Annotated in this window: 16 protein-coding genes; 7 read left to right on the top strand and 9 right to left on the bottom strand. The window is 30.4% G+C overall.

Annotated features, from left to right (window positions below):
• Positions 1 to 495: 495 nt before the first annotated feature.
• From IJE64_RS04980 to IJE64_RS04970, 3 genes are all read right to left on the bottom strand, one after another.
• Positions 496 to 2,370 (bottom strand): PP2C family protein-serine/threonine phosphatase, encoded by a 1,875-nt coding sequence (locus IJE64_RS04980; RefSeq protein ID WP_292782888.1) that lies wholly within the window; start codon positions 2,368 to 2,370, stop codon positions 496 to 498.
• Entirely contained in the window at positions 2,360 to 4,156 is a 1,797-nt protein-coding gene (locus IJE64_RS04975; RefSeq protein ID WP_292782886.1) for a PP2C family protein-serine/threonine phosphatase, read from the bottom strand. The genes IJE64_RS04980 and IJE64_RS04975 overlap by 11 nt, the downstream gene beginning before the upstream one ends.
• Positions 4,157 to 4,694: 538 nt before the next feature.
• The gene (locus IJE64_RS04970) at positions 4,695 to 5,966 is read right to left on the bottom strand and encodes an STAS domain-containing protein (protein WP_292782883.1); all 1,272 of its coding nucleotides are present in this window, start codon (positions 5,964 to 5,966) and stop codon (positions 4,695 to 4,697) included.
• A gap of 299 nt (positions 5,967 to 6,265) precedes the next feature.
• Here IJE64_RS04970 and IJE64_RS04965 point away from each other — a divergent pair, with 299 nt between their 5' ends.
• Entirely contained in the window at positions 6,266 to 7,408 is a 1,143-nt protein-coding gene (locus tag IJE64_RS04965; protein WP_292782880.1) for a metallophosphoesterase, read from the top strand.
• An 808-nt stretch (positions 7,409 to 8,216) separates the two neighbouring features.
• Positions 8,217 to 8,630 carry a C-GCAxxG-C-C family protein gene (locus IJE64_RS04960; RefSeq protein ID WP_292782878.1) on the top strand — a complete coding sequence of 138 codons (414 nt, stop codon included), beginning with the start codon at positions 8,217 to 8,219 and terminating at the stop codon, positions 8,628 to 8,630.
• An 11-nt stretch (positions 8,631 to 8,641) separates the two neighbouring features.
• Here IJE64_RS04960 and IJE64_RS04955 read toward each other — a convergent pair whose 3' ends face one another.
• Complete coding sequence (locus IJE64_RS04955; protein WP_292782876.1) at positions 8,642 to 9,019, bottom strand: putative zinc-binding protein; 378 nt, start codon at positions 9,017 to 9,019, stop codon at positions 8,642 to 8,644.
• Positions 9,020 to 9,655: 636 nt separating this feature from the next.
• On the opposite strand from IJE64_RS04955, the gene IJE64_RS04950 reads away from it, so the two are divergent.
• Together IJE64_RS04950 and IJE64_RS04945 are read left to right on the top strand one after the other, a co-directional pair.
• Positions 9,656 to 10,675, top strand: a complete 1,020-nt coding sequence (locus IJE64_RS04950) for a Fic family protein (RefSeq protein WP_292782874.1) — start codon at positions 9,656 to 9,658, stop codon at positions 10,673 to 10,675.
• A 633-nt stretch (positions 10,676 to 11,308) separates the two neighbouring features.
• Positions 11,309 to 13,042 carry an MATE family efflux transporter gene (locus tag IJE64_RS04945; protein WP_292782872.1) on the top strand — a complete coding sequence of 578 codons (1,734 nt, stop codon included), beginning with the start codon at positions 11,309 to 11,311 and terminating at the stop codon, positions 13,040 to 13,042.
• 515 nt (positions 13,043 to 13,557) lie between these two features.
• Here IJE64_RS04945 and IJE64_RS04940 read toward each other — a convergent pair.
• Both IJE64_RS04940 and IJE64_RS04935 read right to left on the bottom strand, forming a co-directional pair.
• Positions 13,558 to 13,704, bottom strand: a complete 147-nt coding sequence (locus tag IJE64_RS04940; RefSeq protein ID WP_292782869.1) for a hypothetical protein — start codon at positions 13,702 to 13,704, stop codon at positions 13,558 to 13,560.
• A 350-nt stretch (positions 13,705 to 14,054) separates the two neighbouring features.
• On the bottom strand, positions 14,055 to 14,627 hold the full coding sequence (locus IJE64_RS04935; protein ID WP_292782866.1) for a transglutaminase family protein: 573 nt from the start codon (positions 14,625 to 14,627) through the stop codon (positions 14,055 to 14,057).
• A gap of 258 nt (positions 14,628 to 14,885) precedes the next feature.
• Here IJE64_RS04935 and IJE64_RS04930 point away from each other — a divergent pair, with 258 nt between their 5' ends.
• Positions 14,886 to 15,482, top strand: coding sequence for an HXXEE domain-containing protein (locus IJE64_RS04930; RefSeq protein ID WP_292782863.1), 597 nt, complete (start codon positions 14,886 to 14,888; stop codon positions 15,480 to 15,482).
• 6 nt (positions 15,483 to 15,488) lie between these two features.
• Here the strand turns inward: IJE64_RS04930 and IJE64_RS04925 are convergent, their stop codons facing one another.
• From IJE64_RS04925 to IJE64_RS04915, 3 genes are all read right to left on the bottom strand, one after another.
• The gene (locus IJE64_RS04925; protein ID WP_292782860.1) at positions 15,489 to 16,529 is read right to left on the bottom strand and encodes an aldo/keto reductase; all 1,041 of its coding nucleotides are present in this window, start codon (positions 16,527 to 16,529) and stop codon (positions 15,489 to 15,491) included.
• 2 nt (positions 16,530 to 16,531) lie between these two features.
• Complete coding sequence (locus IJE64_RS04920) at positions 16,532 to 17,641, bottom strand: low temperature requirement protein A (RefSeq protein ID WP_292782858.1); 1,110 nt, start codon at positions 17,639 to 17,641, stop codon at positions 16,532 to 16,534.
• Positions 17,642 to 17,782: 141 nt separating this feature from the next.
• Positions 17,783 to 18,166: a helix-turn-helix domain-containing protein gene (locus IJE64_RS04915; RefSeq protein WP_292782855.1), complete on the bottom strand. Its 384-nt coding sequence runs from the start codon at positions 18,164 to 18,166 to the stop codon at positions 17,783 to 17,785.
• Positions 18,167 to 18,294: 128 nt separating this feature from the next.
• Here IJE64_RS04915 and IJE64_RS04910 point away from each other — a divergent pair, with 128 nt between their 5' ends.
• A complete protein-coding gene (locus tag IJE64_RS04910; RefSeq protein WP_342764995.1) occupies positions 18,295 to 19,083 on the top strand; it encodes a protein-ADP-ribose hydrolase in 789 nt (262 codons plus the stop codon).
• 3 nt (positions 19,084 to 19,086) lie between these two features.
• On the top strand, positions 19,087 to 19,938 hold the full coding sequence (locus IJE64_RS04905; protein WP_292782852.1) for a hypothetical protein: 852 nt from the start codon (positions 19,087 to 19,089) through the stop codon (positions 19,936 to 19,938).
• Positions 19,939 to 20,011: the final 73 nt, after the last annotated feature.

Genomic DNA, 20,011 nt, shown 5'->3' with positions numbered 1-20,011 from the left:
TTATCTCCTTTATCGTTTTTATCCGCCTTAGATGGATAAATCCTAATCTTCAAATTCTTATTAACAAATCTCATCAACAACAATCCCCCTTAATAAAATTTAGAGACATAATACTACCCTAATACTAAATATGACTTAGCAGGTATTTAAATAACACCAAAGAGCATGTGAAAAGTAATCTGATTACGAATTAAAAGCAATATTCTACTCCAAAAGCAATAATTCCTTCATAAAAAAAAGAACATGAAATTTTATAAAAAAAAACATATATTATACCGAATTAATAAAAATAGATAAAAAAAAGCACCTAACGAATTATTTATGAGAAAACTCCCATGACATACTCTTAAAAAATAATTGTACACCCAATTGTGCAATTCATCCACGACTTTAAAGAAGTCGTGGTATTCTTGCATTCTTTAAGGTAAATGTTTAATTATCAAAAAATGATAAAAAAGGAATGATTTAAAGTTCAATTAAATAAAGCTCATCCTCTTATTTTGCTCTGATAATAAACATTGTTGTGTCGTCAAATTGTTCTTCATAATTGCAGAATTCTTTAACGTCCTTTTCTGTGGATTCTATTATATTATTAACATTATCGTTTTTGTGTTTATTTATAATATTTTTTAGTCTTTCTTTACCATAAAATTCTTTAAAATCATCATTGGCTTCTGTCACACCATCAGTATATAAAAATATTGTATCTTCTTTTTTAAATGGAATAACGTGTGTTTTATACTCCATATCTTCCATGGCTGCCAATACTAATCCTGGTTTAATATTCAAATATTCAAAATCATTATTGTTTAATTTAATTAATGGAGAATTATGGCCTGCATTAACAAATGACAATTCGTTGCTTTTCATATTAATTTTTCCAAGCCAGCAGGTAACAAAATGATCATCCACATTCTCTTCATAAAGATCATTATTAGTTTTATAAAATGCTTTTGATAAATCATTATACTGCTTTGTATAATCCTGAATTAAGGTCATTGCTTTAACCATTATTAATGCGGCTGATATTCCTTTTCCGCTGACATCTCCAATTACAAATCCGATATTGTCTTCATCTATTTGGAAATAATCGTAAAAGTCTCCCCCTACCTGACGGGCAGCTTTCATTATTCCCCAAAGTTCAAACTTGTCTCTGTTTTCACTAAATTTATCATGGAATTCTTCAAAATCTTTTGGAATCATTGAATTTTGAATATCGCTGGCCAATTTCAGTTCAGTTTCATATCTTTCTTTTTCAGAAGTTACTTTTTTCAAGTTTTCTACATGTTTTATTACATCATATTCCATATCTCGCAATGAATCAATCAGTATTCTTATTTCGTTATTTACCTTGATTTTTTCCAATTCTTTCCCATGTTTTGAATGGTCTTCAAGAGTTGTAATACTTTCAGTCATGATGTCAGATAACTTAATCAATGGCTCTGTTACATTTTTTTCTAAGTAATATAAGTAAAACAATAGTGGAATTGATATTACGATAAATAAAAACATGGTAGTTCTGGAGATATTTAAATAACTTTCACTGTAGCCCAAACCCAAAATGTAATCCATAATTACTGTAATAATTGAGATAATCAAGATTAGCAATACTATGGAAATATTTACTTTTGAAAATAGGTTTGGTACAGTATTGTGCTTAATTTTGAAAATATCACCATCATATGGCTTTAATAAATAGATTATAAGAAATATCGTGATAACTAACATTAATATGTCATAATTGGAATCTAGGAAAAATGTTTGAAGTAATCCTATAGTGAAGAACAATACTAAAAAAATAGGATATATTTTTTTAGGTAAAAACTGTTTAAATTGTATTCTTGGACCATACATTGGTATTTCGAAGTAATTACAAACATATATGGATAGTATAGCAATAAAGAAACTGAATATAGTTGAAATAAAATCAAATTTAAACTCATAGTTTATTACTTCTGCACTGATAAAATCAAAGAAAATCAATATTATTATTGCATATAGTGAGAATATGATGAATAATTTAATTAAATTATATAATCTTGGAAAATTCGGACTTTCCAATCCATTTTTATTCATAATTGAGTACCATAATTTCCATATCGTGAAATTGCTGATAAAAAAGATGAATACGATTAATAAATTTAATAAAATGGATTCTGGATGGGATATCATCAAATAAATAAATTCCACCAGTGCAAATCCTAAAATTGAAAAAGGCCCTAAAATTAAACTTAAAACTGGGAGTAGTACTATGTGAATGTCTCCCAATTGGGGGAAAATTCTGGAGAGTCCAAAAAGAATTGTAGTAAAAACAATTGAGAATAATACAATAAATTTCCTTGATTTAAAAAGTTCCCTTTTATTTTCCACTATTCTCACATCCATTATATCTGATTATTAACATTGCCATATCATCAAATTGATTTTCATTATTGCAGTATTCATATACTTCATTCTTAATTTTTTCGAGCATTTCACTTGGATTTTCATTTTCATATTTATTTATAGTTTCTTTTAAACGGTCACTACCAAAGAATCCCTCGTAGTTATTATTTGCATTTATAATTCCATCAGTATATAAAAATATTGAATCTCCAGGGTTTAAACTTAATTCCTGATCGTCATATGTCATTCCATCAATTACTCCCAAAGCAAAATTTGGATTAGTATCTAAATATTCAAAATTTTTGTTTTTTTCTTTAATCAATGGTTTTTCATGGCCTGAATTTACAAAACTTAGTTTTCCAGTCTTTATATTTAATTTTCCAAACCATGATGTGACAAATAAATTTTCTTCATTCCTTTGACAGGATAAATCATTGACATTTTCATAAAATTCCTTAAGATTATCGTGGGATTTACTGTGATTTCTAATCAGATACATGGTCTTAACCATGAATAATGTTGCAGGGATACCTCTTCCGCTGACATCCCCAATTACAAATCCTATATGTTCATCGTCTATGTCAAAATAGTCATAAAAGTCCCCACCAACTTCTTTTGCAGGATTCATAAACGCAGAAATTTCAAAGGGCTTATCTTTAGAAAATTCATTAAAATCGGTTTTTAACATATGTGTTTGGATATCACTTGCAACATTGAACTCAGTTTCAATTCTTTCTTTTTCAATAGTTGTTTTTTTAATTTCAGATAAATAATTTCCAATAGCTTTCATCATTTCGACAAAAGATTTAACTAATTTGGAGATTTCATCATCTCTCTTGCTGTATTTTTTCAATCTTTTGCTTAGTCCAGTATTTTCTTCCACTTCTTTATTTTCTTTATATGCATCTAAAGCACTTATTAAATCATAGATTGGATTTGTTAGAACTTTTTCGATACGGGTAATGTGGTATATTAAAAAGATTAAAACTAATGCACTTCCATAAGCGATAGCAATCATATATACAAAATTGATATCCGAAACCCAACCTTCAGTAAGATGTTGAATTAATAATGTAAGTGTATCGAAGTTTACATACATCACTATAGCTAATACCGCTAAAAATATCAGGATTATCTGTTCGATAATTGAATAGTTCTTCCATTTGATTTCAATATTCGTATCAAGTTTATTTAAAATAAATAATGTTGCAGTGATTAGGAATATTAAAAGAAAGATCATGTTCACAAGGGTATTGTTAAAAGATGTGGCTAAAATTATAATCGTATAAACGACCATAAGTATAAACATCACTGTGAAATAGTTGAATTTAATATCAATTCTATCAAATACATTTTTTGGAGTTTGTAATGGGATTTTTAATATATTAAAGAGACTGATGAGCAATAAACCGAAGAGTATTCCAAAGTTAAACATGTCTAAGAAATATGAAAATACATTGATTGCTGTTGTTAATGGATACATATAGGCAAATGGAGGATATGCTTTAAGTGCAATATTAATAAAAGCCCAATAGCAAATAGAAATGATGAACAATATTTTAATGAATTTTATAATATTATCTGTTGAATCAAATTTAGGGGTGCTAACTGATTTTCTATTGAATTTAGTATACCACAGTTTATATGCAATAATGGAAATGAAAAATGTAATTAAAAAGTCCGTAAGTGAGGTAAATAAATCAGCGCCAATGCTAAGTTCATAAAAGAACATGGCAAGTGAATGACCTAATGCTCCAACCGGACCAAACATCAAAGCAAAAATAGGACCCAGTCCGATATCAGGGACTATAAAATATCCTGCAATAGTCAAATATCCATATACATAACAACATATTGCTCTAATAATAAATGTAAATAAGAAAATAAATATTTTATTATCAAAAAGTTTTTTAAGCATATTCTCAGACCCATCTTATTGAACATTTATAAATTTAATATATCGAATTTAAATTATCCTTTCATTTATAACTTATATTATTATAATTAATAAATTTAATGAAAGTTTTCTCAATAATTTTTCAAAAAAAAATTACTCCAAATGTAAATCAATATACTGAAAAAACTATACAAATATAAACACCTGTCAAAAAAGACCCAATTAATTCCTTAAAAAGAGACTCAATTTTTAAAAATATCAATATATTAGACTTAATAATATCCTAAAATAAGTTATATTAAGTTAATGAAGAAAAAACTTAATACTAATGATAAATAAGTTAAATAACATCTAATTTATGTACAATGGATTTTGTCCATATACTATACAAAATATAATGTACTTTTAGCTCTTACAGTATCTTTATATCAGTATTTGATAAATCTCCAATAACAGTTTCATTACATGACTTCATTATAACCCCATCCTCGCAGTCATTTTGCATAATAAGAAGAACACGCAGCCCTGCAGAGGACACATATTCTAGTTTAGAACAGTCAATAAACACACTGTTGAGAGTATTATCTTTCTTAATCTTCTCATAATTAGCAAGAAGCTCAGGTGCACTCAATGTATCAAGATTTCCTGACAAAACCAAATTAAGCCTGTCACCATCAATTGATGCATCCGCATTAAATGACTCTGCCCCGACATCAGAAATGTCAACATTAACTGATTCATCAACTGTAATCTTCCAGATACATACTCTCTTAAAACCTTCCCTAATCTGAGCTACAATCTTAGGATTTGCCTTTTCTAAACTTTTAAACTCAGGCACATGGTCAGCATACGGAAGCCTCTCCAACTTAAATCCCTTGGATTTAATATAATTCATTGCATTCTTCATATTTTCCTGAACATCACCTCGGACGCTAATGGTTATTGTATTCTCTACAGTATTTACATCAGATTTGTCATCTATTCTATACTTAGACTGCCACATAATCTCCCGTGTTCGCTCCCCATAGAAGGATTTTACTATCAAGAGGTAAAGAAGAGACATCTCAGGGTCAAGAGTAATCCAATATCCGCCATGCTCTGCAAGAATCTTTTTAATATTGTCACACAGGACATCCATCTCGGAATCTGTAAGATACATCAGGAGTCCTTCTGTTGTTATACATACCTCCCCCTCAATCTTATCAAAGGCAGACTTAAGCGATTGATAATTAGTTGCATCCACACCCTCGAAATTAACAAGTTTTTTCTGTTCTTCATCTAGAAGTGACATAATAGCCGGTTCAACTTCATTAATGGTTGCGGGAAGATCCATTCCAACAAATTTCTTGCCACTTTTTGCAAATTCAATGGCTCTAGGTGTGAAACCACATGGCAAGTCAACTTCAGTAAAACCTGATTCTTTAGCTATTTTTCCATTAGTAACATATCTTACTTCCATAACCACACTGTTAATGAAAAGGTCATCTTCATCGGCCTTAACTGTTTTACTATCTTGTGTATCTTCCCGAGTAAGATTCAACTTTTGAACTACATCCTTGGCATCATCATGACCTGCAGCAGCCAATTGAAAAAGAGTCATTCTGGCAGTGTTAAATATAGGATTTGTTCTTTCCAATAATTCTTGGTCAATTTCTATTCCTTCAAAATTAATCATATTATTCATAATATCCCTATTACACACATATTCCGCCAAATATCGATTTAAAACAAAAAATGAATTTAATACCTATATTATCCATTTTTATTTAATATAATTTTATTTTAGTAGTTACTATATTAAAAAGGCAATCTATTTTTGATGAAAATAAAATATAAACTTCATTAATAATAAATATTGTTGAAGTGTGACTTTGTGCAAAAACACATAATGTTTTGTTTGAATCTTTTCAATTGGAAACATTAGCCCTCCCAATAGAGTTATAATGCATAACCTATTTATCCCATCAGATTATAAATATAATTATGAACCCCCTACATTTCTTCACATTAGGATATTATCCACAATATTTATATATTGGAGTTATATGGGGCATTATAATTGGATTTTACACGTATTTCAGAGTTAAATATGCTTTAAACAATAGTGAATCATCAAAAAATAAAAAATTAACCATAAATTTCATTATTCCGATTTTAGCATTTATATGCTGTTTAAATATATGGTCAAATGCAGCCATATTAACTTTATACTTATTTTTTTCATCGATAATTGCAGATATAATAAGAATAATATGGAAATATTTACTTAAGGACAAATATTTAAATTTCATCCCACAGTACCATAAAAAAGGCATTTTAGCGTTAGTTATATTTGCAATTATAATAATTAGTGGCGTTTACGGAATGAATCATATTGAATTAACAGAATATAATTTAACTACAGATAAGATAAATAACGAATCTTATTCCATTGTTTGGGTTAGTGATATTCATTACGGAACTGTTCAAAATCCACAACTAGTTAAAGAAAGCATTTCCAAAATAAATGACTTAAAACCAGATATAGTTGTTTTGGGTGGAGATATAGTCGATGAAAGAACAAGCAAAGAAGACATGAATGAAATATTTAAAGAATTGGGAAAAATCAATTCAACATATGGCACATATTATATCTTTGGAAATCACGATAAACAACCAGACTCAATCGACTATGAAAATGGAAACAGAACATTCAGTGATGGAGAATTAAATAAATCAATAATTGATAATGGAATAAAAATTTTAAATGATGAAAAAACATCAATCAATGATGACATTGTTTTGGTAGGTAGAAGCGATGCACAGTGGGAGGGCGAAAATAATAGAATTGACACAGGCAAAATACTTAACGAAAGTGATTTATCCAAATATGTTGTTGTTTTAGATCACCAGCCTATTAAGTATGAAGAAAATTCACAACAAGGTGCTGATTTACAACTTTCAGGCCATACTCATGGCGGACAGCTATTCCCATATTCAATTTTTGAAAGATTAACGGGTCATTTAGTATATGGTGAATTTCATTTTGGAAAAATGGAACTAATAGTATCATCAGGTTTGACAGGTTGGGGATGGCCAATGAGGAATGAAGCTACATGTGAATATGTTTTAATCAATATTAATTAAAATTAAATCTAAACACACTATCCTATAATATAATAAGATTATGATAATTAAACCATCCAATAATTAACATTAAGTTAAGAAAAAACAATTATAAAACTCTAACAGAATTTAAAGTTTAAAAATCTTGTTGCCCGTATACTCTACAAAATATTTACTGCTTTTAGCTCTCAAATTATAATATTCAACTAAGAAGCATATATATTTTTATTACTTTTATTTGATTTTGAAAGATATAGGTTTTAACAGAACCAGAATATAGCTATGATGCTGTTTATTGCTTTTTACCGGAGCTAAATTTTTGATATGTAGGAAAAACTCCTTATTCATTGGGGAAGTGTTTTATGTGGCGCTTTCCCTTAAATATCTTAATCAAGTTTAAAAAACTTAACCCTCGAACCGACCGATAAATGGCCAGTTCTTAAATTTGACAAATCCATCTACTTCAAAACTAAAACAGGAATAGGGGGACAAGCCCCTGTTCCTCAAGCTTGGCAAAACCATTGTTGTTATGCAAATAGTATGACCTTTCGCTTACGCTCAAACGGAACATAATGGAAAATATAATTAAACTAACTCATGGATTACAGATTTACGGAACCTATCAACAAGAGTCGTTTCCACACCTGAATATTGCTCCCAATTCTATTCACCGCCCTCCCGCACACACCTCCATCTGGTCGCTACAGGGTCGGCCTGGATGAATTGGCTCGCTTATAACATGGGTATGGCAAGGTTGCTATGGTCCGGAATATATTAAACTGTGTTGTCCATTAAAATTTATATACTTAATAAAAAGATATTTAATATCATGAATTATGTAGAAGAAGCAGTACAATTATTTGAAGATGGTTATATGTGTTCACAAGCTGTCTTAGCGGTATTTTGTGAAGAGTTTGGACTTTCAAGAGAACAGGCATTTAAAATCAGCATATCATTTGGGGGCGGTATGCGTAAAGGAGAAGTTTGTGGAGCTTGCACTGGTGCTATAATGGCATTAGGTTTGAGATATGGTGAAAATAAAAGTAAAAGCGATGAAATGTGTGTGAAATTCTTAGATAGTTTTAAAAAAGAAAATGGATCATATATTTGCCGAGATTTACTTGATTGTGACATTCGAACTGAAGAAGGGATTAAATATGCAATTGATAACAATCTCTTCAAAGAAATCTGTCCAAAAATGGTTGAATCTGCAGTAAAGATTGCCCAAGAATTAATTTTATAAAAAATAGAAAATTATTCAGTTACTATTTTATTTAATTCTTTTTTAATGATTTCGACACATTGTTCTGATTCGTTATCTAAACGGAAAGGGTCTTTAGCAGATACTTTTTCATCTTTTAATATTTCTTCAACGTTAATTGTTTTATAAATATCAATTCCACGATTTTCAAGTATTTTAGTGACACAATTTCCCTGACACCCGCAAATGGATATTATTGGAAATTTTTTAAGCATCTCATCATTAGTTCCTTCAATATCTGCTGATGTTGAACCCATACATATTGAAATCACATTTTCATTCTCTTTTTTACAATCTCCTGTTGCAACACGGGATACTAATCCATTTGGACTCATACCATTACATGGTGCTAAAGCATATCTCTTTGGCATATAATTCACCTATTAATTTAATTAATTTTCATTGGTTAAATAAATATCTTAAATGGTTGTGTCAATATCGCTATTATCTACATAATAGTTAATGTCAATTTAAATCAGTAGTTGCTCACAAGATTTAATTTCCGGCATGGGCATTCACATTAACATCTCCTGTTGTTAATGTGGGTTCTGTTTCAATCTCTGCATATATATCACCAGGTAAAGGAATTCAAGTTCCAAATATTGAATCGTTAATGTTAATGTTAATATTACTTTTATTTATAAAGGTTTAAAATTAATAATAATACCTAAAAGTTTTTAAAACTATAAATATGGAGTTTAAAAATAAAATAAAACGTTTTAAATCTGTAAAAATTTTGTTGCCAGTAAAACTTTATTAACAAAGGATAATCACAAGAATAATTATATACTTACCAAATTCTCAAAGAAAATTAAGAAAAATTTTTTCATAAAATAGTAATCATCAACCTTAATCATCAACCAACATACATTTTTTATTATTAATCAAAATTGTTTTTATCATAAAATAAGCAATTTAAAGAATTTTAAAAAATTAATCATCAACCAAAAAATATGTTAATCATCAACCACATACATAATAGCAATTAAGAAAAATAAGTTGATAATATGTTTGAACCTCAATTTACATATACCGATAAAATCGTGAATTATATTGCAGAAATCGCTTCAGCTAAAGAAGTTATCAGCAATGCAAAAATAATCCCATTATATGATACCCAATTAAAACAGGAGGCCCTCATTAGATCTTCACATTATTCAACATCAATTGAGGGAAATCCTTTAAATTTAGATGAAGTAGAAACATTAATCAAAAACAATCAAGAACCAACTACTAAAGCAGAACAGGAAGTATTAAATTATTTCAATGTATTAAATCATTTACATCAATATTCGGATGAAATTATTACTTCTGACACAATTTTATCAGTACATAAAGATTTGACTAAAGATTTATTGCGCAATCCTGAATATGAGGGCAAATTTAGAGATACACGCGTATTTATTGGTAATCTGCATACTCAGGAAATAAATTATATGCCTCCAGATGCTTATAAAGTGCCAGGTTTAGTAGATGATTTATTAGATTGGCTAAACAATTCGACAGATGAAATGTACCCAGTCATTATCGCCGGAATTCTTCATTATGAATTAGTACGTATCCACCCATTTGTTGATGGAAATGGACGTACCAGCAGACTTATGGCAACATTGATTTTATCAGTTCACAAATTTAATATCAATAACTACTTCACTTTAGACGAATATTACAATCAGGACAGGCAGGCTTATGTTGATGCACTACACAGTGCCGATAAAAACCATGATTTAACAAATTGGCTGGAATATTTCTGTGGAGGAGTATTATACTCAATAAATAAAGTTAAATCAGAAGTGTTAAAATTAGCTGAAATCACATCAAAATATGACAATACCATTCAATTAACTCCAAATGAAATCTCTGTATTAACACTTCTTGAAGAAAAAGGACATATTCAAAATAAAGATATCCAGGAGATGTTAAACATTACCCCTCAAGCCAGCTATAAGATTATTAAAAAATTAAAAGATAAGGAATTAATAGAAAGTAGGGGAAACGGCAGAAATACAAAATACCTATTAAAATAAAATCTTTAATAAAACATGAATCAACAACCTTAATCATCAACCATCATAAATTTTTTATTTTTAATTAAAACTGTTTAAATCACCAAATAAGTAATTTGATGAATTTTATAAAATTAATCATCAACCAAAAAATATATTAATCACCAACTAGCAAATATGTTAAATCAAATGTTATCTTATGAAACATTTTCATTTTAACCAAATATTATATTGTTAATGTCTATATTAGAGAAAAGAATAACTTTTTAAGAGATATTCAACAAGAATATATACCAAAAAAATACATTATCCCTCCCAAAAAAAAAGACAAAATGGACTCAAAAATTATTACTGATAAAACTTTTTTTATAAAAATAAGAAATAATAACAATTAATTCAACAATTAAGTAAGTCATATTAATTTAAAATAAGTAAAAATAAATATTAAAGTTTAATGAATCATATAAACTCCAAAAATCATTTTAAATTTTTGTTGCCAGTATACTATACAAAATATTTAGTACTTTATCTGCGATACCCTAATATTTGACTCAATACCATATAAATTTTAAACTACATGTTTCAAACATCACATCCTCCCCTTATTAGAAACATAATGTGAAACATATTTATTAAATAAAAATAAAATTTTTAATGATGACTGAGAAAGTTGACATGGTTTCACTGCCTAAAAAATCATTTTGGCAATTAAGCATACCGATAATCGCTTTTTGTATTTTTGATGCGATTTACGGTATTGTCGATATGGCCTGGATATCACAAATAAGCGTTCATGCTTCTTTTGCAGTGGGTGTTTCAGTCCCTTTTGTCTCTCTTATATTTTCATTCGGCGATTCAATTGGGCAAGGAGCAAATTCTCTGATGTCTCGTTTTATGGGAATTGATGATTATGAAAGTGCATACAATACATTAATTCATGGAATAATTCTAACAAATATAATATGGATTTTTATAGTAATATGCGCTTTATTCGCTCAGGGAATATTATACAGTGTAGACCAGGCAGACTCATATATTTTAATTTGGGATTATTTAATTCCAATTATAGCTTTTGCATATATATTCATGTTTGTTAATTTTTTCTCTGAAACTTTACAGGCAGAAGGAAATTCAAGAATACCTACCATATTCATAATTTCATCAAATGTCTTAAATATAATATTGGATCCTATTTTTATTTTTAATTTGAATTTGGGAGTTAAAGGAGCATCATATGCCACTGTTTTATCTTCACTAATTCCTTTTATTGTTTTTGTATTTCTATATTTGACTGGAAGAACAAAAATTCCATTATCTAGAAAATACTTTAAATTCCACCGGTATATACTTGTTGAAATTTTCAAAGTCGCATTTCCTAATTTCCTGGATGATGGATTATGGGCTTTCTCATCATCATTTATTAATGGCATATTAACAATAACAATGGGACCTATTGGACCAGTACTTTATTCCGCATCAAATAAACTTAAAACTTTATTGAGTGCACCTGTTAAGGGTTATGGTAGGGCATTAATGAGCGTTACAGGGCATTTATTCGGTGCACATGAATTCGATGAATTAAATGAAATGTATAAATACGCACTTAAAGTATCCCTTATAACAACAGTTGTAGTGATGATGGCATTCATAATTTTGCGCGATTTTGCATTCAGCTTTTTTTCAATTACTGGAATGCAAACAGAAATATATTGGATAGCGATTTTGGGAACAGTCATAATGCTTTCAATTCCATTTTCCATTATTTCTTCAAAAATGTTAGATGGTTTTGGAAAAAGTATGTATTCACTGTTATTCACTTTTATCAAAATTGGATTGGAAACCGGTTTAATATATGTATTGAATAATATGCTGTCTAACGGCAGCTGTGTCCTTATTGGAATAACAATTACTGAAATAATATTCGCAATTGTATATTATGTATTCTTAAGATACTTGTTCGATAATTTTGATGAAAAATATGAAAATAAAGAAGTCGTTAAAACGTTCAAATCTGATAATGAACTCGAATTTTTGAAAGAAGATGCGAAAATCAAAGATAATGGAGCGAATAAAAATAAGGCCCTAAAAAAAATACTGTTAAATATAGCATTAATAGCCTTGATAATCGGAGTAATATGGATTGTGCTTTCACCTATTTCTGTTAATAATTATCCTATATTCATAGGTGGAATAATTTGTTTAGCTATCTGTACAGTCAGCATCTATCTAATAACAAGATTAAATCGACCTATAATTTCTTTATTTGGATTTATTGCCTCTGCCATCATACTTTTCACATTCATGCATAGTTATGGTAATGAATCCATTCTTTGGTTTATCCTTGCTGAGATTTTTATAGTGTTTATTATCATAATTCTAAAACGCTGATTTGACACAATCACAACACATATCAATTGGATGTGAAAAAATATTCTCAAAAAAAGTAAAGATGATTAAATTGATTCAATCATCCATCCTTATCAATCTTTTTAAAAGCTAAAGGATATATGGCAAGCATTATAAAAGTACATAGAGAATGCACAATACATTTAACCAGGCCGATATTGCCTGCAAATTTCGGGATTAAGACAAAGCAATATAAAATAATACTATTTTATTTATAAATTTAAAAAAACTTCTTAAAATGGCTTTGCCCGTATTCTATACAAAATATAATGTACTTTTAACTCTTACATTATAATGTTTAATATCAGCCCATATAACTCTTATCAAACATTTTGGTGTTTTTAAACTGAAAAAATAATGCTTTTAGGAACCATGTGTAAAAAAGGAAGCTATAAAACACATATTAAAGCTAATTGTCATTTAAATTGTCAGTTTATCAAATTAGAAAATTTTGGATGAACTCCAACTAGGCTTCCAATTCGACATCATAGATTGTTTTACATTAACAAGTTAATGGCCAACAATAGATAGTAACTTGCTAGGAAAAAATAAGAGATAGCAAGCACCATATTTTCAACAGCAAGAATGTCTATTCCTCCAAATCTGATTGGAGTGTTTTTAATTGAATTCTCTTTCCACTTCATAAAAACACCATTAATATGCATTATTGTATTAGTGTTTTAGAATTGGATATTTTGTTTTAAAACTATTTATAATTTCTTATTTTTAAAAATAAAGATTGATTTGAGAATATAAAATTGTTTTCATAATGGAATATTGCTCTAATTTGGAAATGAGTAATAAATGAAACTTTTATATACTTTGAGGTTCATAATATCATATAACATCTTAGGATGTTTGGCCGCACAATGTCGACCAATAGATATGCATGTTGAATGAGGATGTGTCAAAATTTGTTTAACAAATTTATCCTTATTCAATTTTAAAAAACCTATTTTTTGCTCAAATATTAACTTTATTGATGTGAATTTAACTAAAACTCAAAATCAGTTGTAATCTCCAATATATTCTCACTTTCTATCAGAATATTAACCAACCTATCATCCAAATCTGCATGATTGTCATGATAGTCAATTTCACCCAGTTCACTTCGGATCGTATAGGCCAAGTGTTCCTCATCCAAACTGAAATATGCATTAATATTTTCCTTATTTCCCCTAGCATCCAGTCTGATCCATTTATTAAAATCCTTTAAATACACTGTGTTTAAAGCATGAATCATATAACCTTCACTCTCATCATCTGCTCTTGTAAGCAGTTGATAACTGATGCCTGATGGAATTCCATTTGCTCTTAAAAGTGCTGCAAGAAGACATGATTTTGTCCAGCAAATCCCAGTTTTATTTTCTAGCACATCACTGGCAGTTCTTGAAACCACATTTGCTTTAATGTCGCATGAGTGAGGAATTTCATCCCGAACAAAGATGTAACTTCTCTTGATATAATCCAAATTATCATCTGATTGAATCCTTAATTCCCGAACCTTTTCTTTGATATGAAAATTCATATAATCAATGCTTGGGGTTTCCATCAAATATTCTTCCATACAACTCTTCCCGACATTATAATAGATTAAAAGTAAAATAAAATAAAAATATTGTTTTATTAATTTAAAAAACTTAATAAAATGGATTTTGCCCGTATACTATGCAAAATATTTACTACTTTTAACTCTTGCATTATAATATTTGATGCAATAATATTTAAACACAACACAATATATAAAATAAATAAATAAATAAATTATCCACAATATTAAAAAAAAACATGACAAAATTTTTACACAATAAATAAGGTGTTCTTCATGATTGAGTTTCTCAAAAAATATAATATGCACATTTTCATTATTTTAATTGCTGTTTTAACTGTTTATGACTTTTTGAATTGGGATCAAATTTCCATTGTAAGAAAATTAGTAAACCTGTTTGGAATATTGGCGATTCTTCATGAAATCGAAGAAAAATATTGGCCGGGCGGTTTTTTTGATTTAATGTTGAAGAAACTGGAAATAAATATCAATGATGTTGATGTGGGAAGAGCCAATTTAGCGGTATTTATATTCTGGTTAGTTTATCTGGGGTTGGGATACATATTTGATAACTTTGTATTTTTCTTCATGATGACAATCGTATTATCCGTTTTTGAAGCGTTCGTACACACAGCTGGAATTAAAATCCACAAATTAAATAAACCATACACACCAGGCCTGGTTACAGCGTGGATTTTGGCAATAGCTGCAATATACTCAATTATCCAATTAAGCAAATTTAACCTTGCAGGCCCAATAGACTATTTAATTGGGACAATATTGTTTATTATAAGTTTCATGATATTAAGTTCACAAGTTTATTCCGGCATGGGAATAAACAGGAAAGAAATGATTAAAAAGATGCGAGAATAATTTGGTTTAAATCCTATTTTTAGTGTGTTTAATCCAGACTTTCTCATTATCGCCTGCTGAAACCTTGTTGTCTGCCATTACCCCCACCAAATCGTGAGCCACATATGGTTCTTCCAAATAACTAATGTCATCCTCCGTTAATGTCAAATCAACGGAATTGACTGCACCTTCAACATGATGCATTTTAGTGGCTCCCACAATAGGAGATGTTACCTTTGTAAGCAGCCATGCCAGAGACACTTCTGTCATTGCCACACCATAGTTTTGAGCAAGTTCATTGACTCTTTCTATAATCTTTAAATCTTGTTGTTCGGAATTTTGATATTTCAATTTGGCATAGTAGTCTTCATTCATTCTTTTGGATTCCTCACCCGGAAGCCTTGACAGTCTTCCTGAAGCCAGTGCACTGTAAGGTGTTATTGCGATGTTGTCAGTGCGACACAATGGAATCATTTCACGTTCCTCTTCCCTGAAAATCAGGTTGTAATGGCCTTGAATCGATACGAATTTGGCAAATCCTTCCGCTTCGGCAAGTGCATTGGCCTTTGCAAGCTGCCATGCAAAACAGTTTGATATTCCAATATATCTGACTTTACCTTCTTCAATGACTTCGTTTAGACCCTCAAGAATGTCATATAATGGAGTGTTGTAGTCCCACATGTGATAGATGTACAAATCAATGTAATCCAGTCCGAGATTTGTCAGGCTCTTTTCAACCATGTTATGAATGTGCTGTCTGCCGGAGACGTTATTTTCAATATCTTCCTGTGATCGTGGCAAAAACTTTGTTGCAACAACAATATCCTCACGGGAAGCGTTTTCTCTGATTGCTTTTCCGAGATATTGCTCTGAAGTTCCATTCTGATAGCCTATAGCAGTATCAAAGAAGTTAATTCCATTGCCCAGTCCGTTTGTTATTATTTCTATTGATTCTGCTTCAGGCAATGTCCATGTGTGCATTCCGTTTTCAGGATTTCCAAAACCCATACAGCCCATACATATTCTGCTGACTTTCAAATCTGAGTTTCCCAATTTAATGTATTTCATTTTTAAATCCTACCTTTATATTTCATCAGCAATACTTCAAAATTACCGAATGTAATGATTAAGCTTCCGATTAAAAAAGCATATAAATTTGAAATGAATATCAAAATAACTGCTATTCCCACAATTGTGGTTCCTATCATCATCAGTGCATCTCTTTTTGTCAATTTGATATTCTGCTTATAATATTCCTTATTGGCCATTATTGACAGGTAGAAAACAACCAGTGATACAATCATCAAACCGCTTGCAAATAAGTGGTTTACTTCACCTGTATGTATCAACTCCAAAGCCACAGTTACCAGATTGATGCTTATTACAATAAAGTAATGGCTAAACATTAACCTTAATGACCTTTCTACTCTTTGATGTTCCATTAAACGATGGATCTGAATGACATATGAACCGAACATCGTTAAAATTATAAAGAACACCAATATTGGAACCAGATTGAAGTTTGATGTGTCAAAGAAATGTGTAAGGCCGACAATCGCCTCACCGAATGTTATGATTGTCAACAGTTCAAATCTCTCAACCAGATGCGGAAAACTGATAATGCTTTTGTCGAACTTGCCTCTGATAAAGAATGGTAAAAAGGCACCGGTTAAAACCGCAACGACATTTATCCAGATAACATAATCTGCCAAATTAAAAAGAGTGCATAAAATGGCTATTACATAAATTGTACAAACCACTGAGAGAATTGTTATTGAATTGCCTGCCGCACCATCCATCGAATGCTCTTTTCTAGCTTGAATGACATACAATGCCACAACAGTCAATAACAGCACCAGCATTGAAAGGTCAAATGGAAATGCCATTGTAGCCCAGTCATGCGAAATCGTGTTTGCCATGTAGATTACTGAAATCATGTTTACACAGGCAAAAGCATAGTCATACCACTTCCACTGCCCATACCTATTGACATAGTTTGTAAAGTAAAGCCAGGCCTGCAGAATCACAAATGAAGTAATCAGATAAGCAAAAAAGTTATATGGTGGAATTATACCATTTATTGGCTCTGAAATCAGTGCAGTTAACTTAGATATTGCATATACAAAAATCAAATCATAAAATAATTCAATCAGTTCAACAGGTTTTGTTTTGACTTCCATTAAAATCACTTATTAATGAAAATATTTGTTTTAAATTATTTTTAAATGTTGTTTTTAGCAATAACAAAATTAAAGTTCTTATCAGAAACATAACAAATGAAAATTAGTCAGAATGATTAACACAAAATATCTAAGCTTATTCTAATAGTCAATTTCCAAAACTTCTTTAAATGTGTTTTTTAATTCGCTGCGGGCTTCATCGGAATATGTATTGTCCTTTTCATTATACAATGTAAACATTGCCAGTTCATAGACAATTCTGTTCATTGATTTTCCATATTCTGTCAGGTAATATTCAGTGGTCACGGGAGTTGTATTCAAAACTACCTTTTCAATTAAGCCATTTTCTTCAAGTTCCTTTAAACAATTTGACAATACCTTATTGCTTAATTGGGGTTTATCCTCTTTAAACTCCTTGAAATGTTTTTTACCAAAGAACATGTCTCTTATAATCTGTATGCTCCATTTTTTATTTATCAAATTTAGAGTCACATCAACCGGACAGACAATTCTTTCATCTTTCATATTGTATAATCTGTTTGGATTATTTATTATCTTTTAGGTTACCTTCAGGTAACTGGGTTTCTTTTCAGTTACAAAAATCATTTAAATACCCAATTCCAATTATATTATTGAAGATTTTATAAGGAGAGATTAAGATAAACACAAAGCAGCAATTGGATTTTTTAATTGAGTATTTAATTAATGAGCATGACGAAGAAATAAATATTCCTGATGATGTTGACGGCAAAAAGTCACTGTTGAGAGCACTTATGAATGTAAGACCTCCTTTAGACGTGACCCATGAATTTTTACAAGTTCAGGATGAGTACCTGAGGAATGAAACTTTAAAAAAGGATTTGACTTCAGCCGAAGACATTGGTGAAGTCAAAGGTAAATTGGCATTATGGCAGGGAGACATCACCACATTAAAGGTTGATGCAATAGTAAACGCCGCCAATTCAAAATTGCTTGGCTGTTTTATTCCCTTGCACAATTGCATTGACAATGTTATTCATTCATCAGCGGGAATACAGTTAAGAGGTGAGTGCAGCAAAATAATGCAAAAACAAGGCCATGATGAGGAAGTTGGAAAAGCAAAAATTACTGGCGCTTATAATCTGCCTTCAAAATACGTTATTCATACTGTAGGTCCTGCTATTCCTTATGGAGCAAGTCCCTCCAGGCAAGATTGTGGAAAACTAGCCAGCTGTTACAGGTCCTGTCTGGAATTGGCCAGCCAGAATGGGCTTGAATCAATTGCCTTCTGCAGCATTTCAACCGGCGTATTTAATTTTCCTCAAAGAAAAGCAGCCAAAATTGCAGTTAAAACAGTTGAAGATTATTTAGATGAAAATGAAACAACATTAGAAAAGGTAATTTTTGACACATTCTCAGATGACAGTTACCTGATTTATAAAAATTTATTGTTTGGAGGATAGTTAATGGACAAGTTCGTTTTAAGATTGGACAATGCTTTCGATGCCATCAATGATGCTGATTATGTGCTTATAGGTGCAGGTGCAGGCTTTTCTGCGGCCGCCGGAATTGAATATTCCGGCAAACGTTTTGATGAAAATTTTCAAGATTTCATTGAAAAATATGGAGTCACAGACATGTATTCGGCTACTTTCTATCCTTATGAAACACAGGAAGAGAAATGGGCTCATTGGGCACGTCATGTTTACGTGAACAGATATTCAGTTGGAAAAACCAAGTTATATGAACAGTTGCTTGATTTAGTAAAGGATAAGGATTACTTTGTCCTGACAACCAATGTTGATCACCAGTTTTGGATTAATGGCTTTGAGGATGAAAGGATTTTTGCAACTCAGGGGGATTACGGCCTTATGCAGTGTGAAAAGGCCTGCCATAATAAACTGTATTCAAATAGGGAACTGGTTTTTGAAGCTATTGAAAACACTCACGACTGCATGATTCCAAGCGAATTGGTTCCAACATGTCCGGTTTGCGGAGGCAATATGGAAATCAATGTCAGAAAAGACAACTTCTTTGTTGAAGATGAAAAATGGCGTGAGATGTATGGCAACTACTCAAGATTTTTAGAAAAAATAGAGACGGATGACAAATTGGTCCTTTTGGAGCTGGGAGTAGGTTTCAACACACCAGTAATCATCAGATATCCCTTTGAACAGATGACTCATGACAATCCGAATGTTACCCTAATCCGACTCAACAGGAGTTATGCACAGGCAATACCTGAAAATAAGGACAAGACCATTAGCTTTGATGAGGAAATTTCAGAGATCCTTGACTATTGGACAAGAAGAATCTAGTTACCAAAAAGTTACCAGGTAACTTTAAAGTTACAAAAACCATTTATATAAGCTCAAATAAACTATTAACTAC

The organism is Methanobrevibacter sp. (assembly GCF_017409525.1).
GTDB lineage: Archaea > Methanobacteriota > Methanobacteria > Methanobacteriales > Methanobacteriaceae > Methanocatella.
This window is presented reverse-complemented; position numbering and strand designations above follow the sequence as displayed.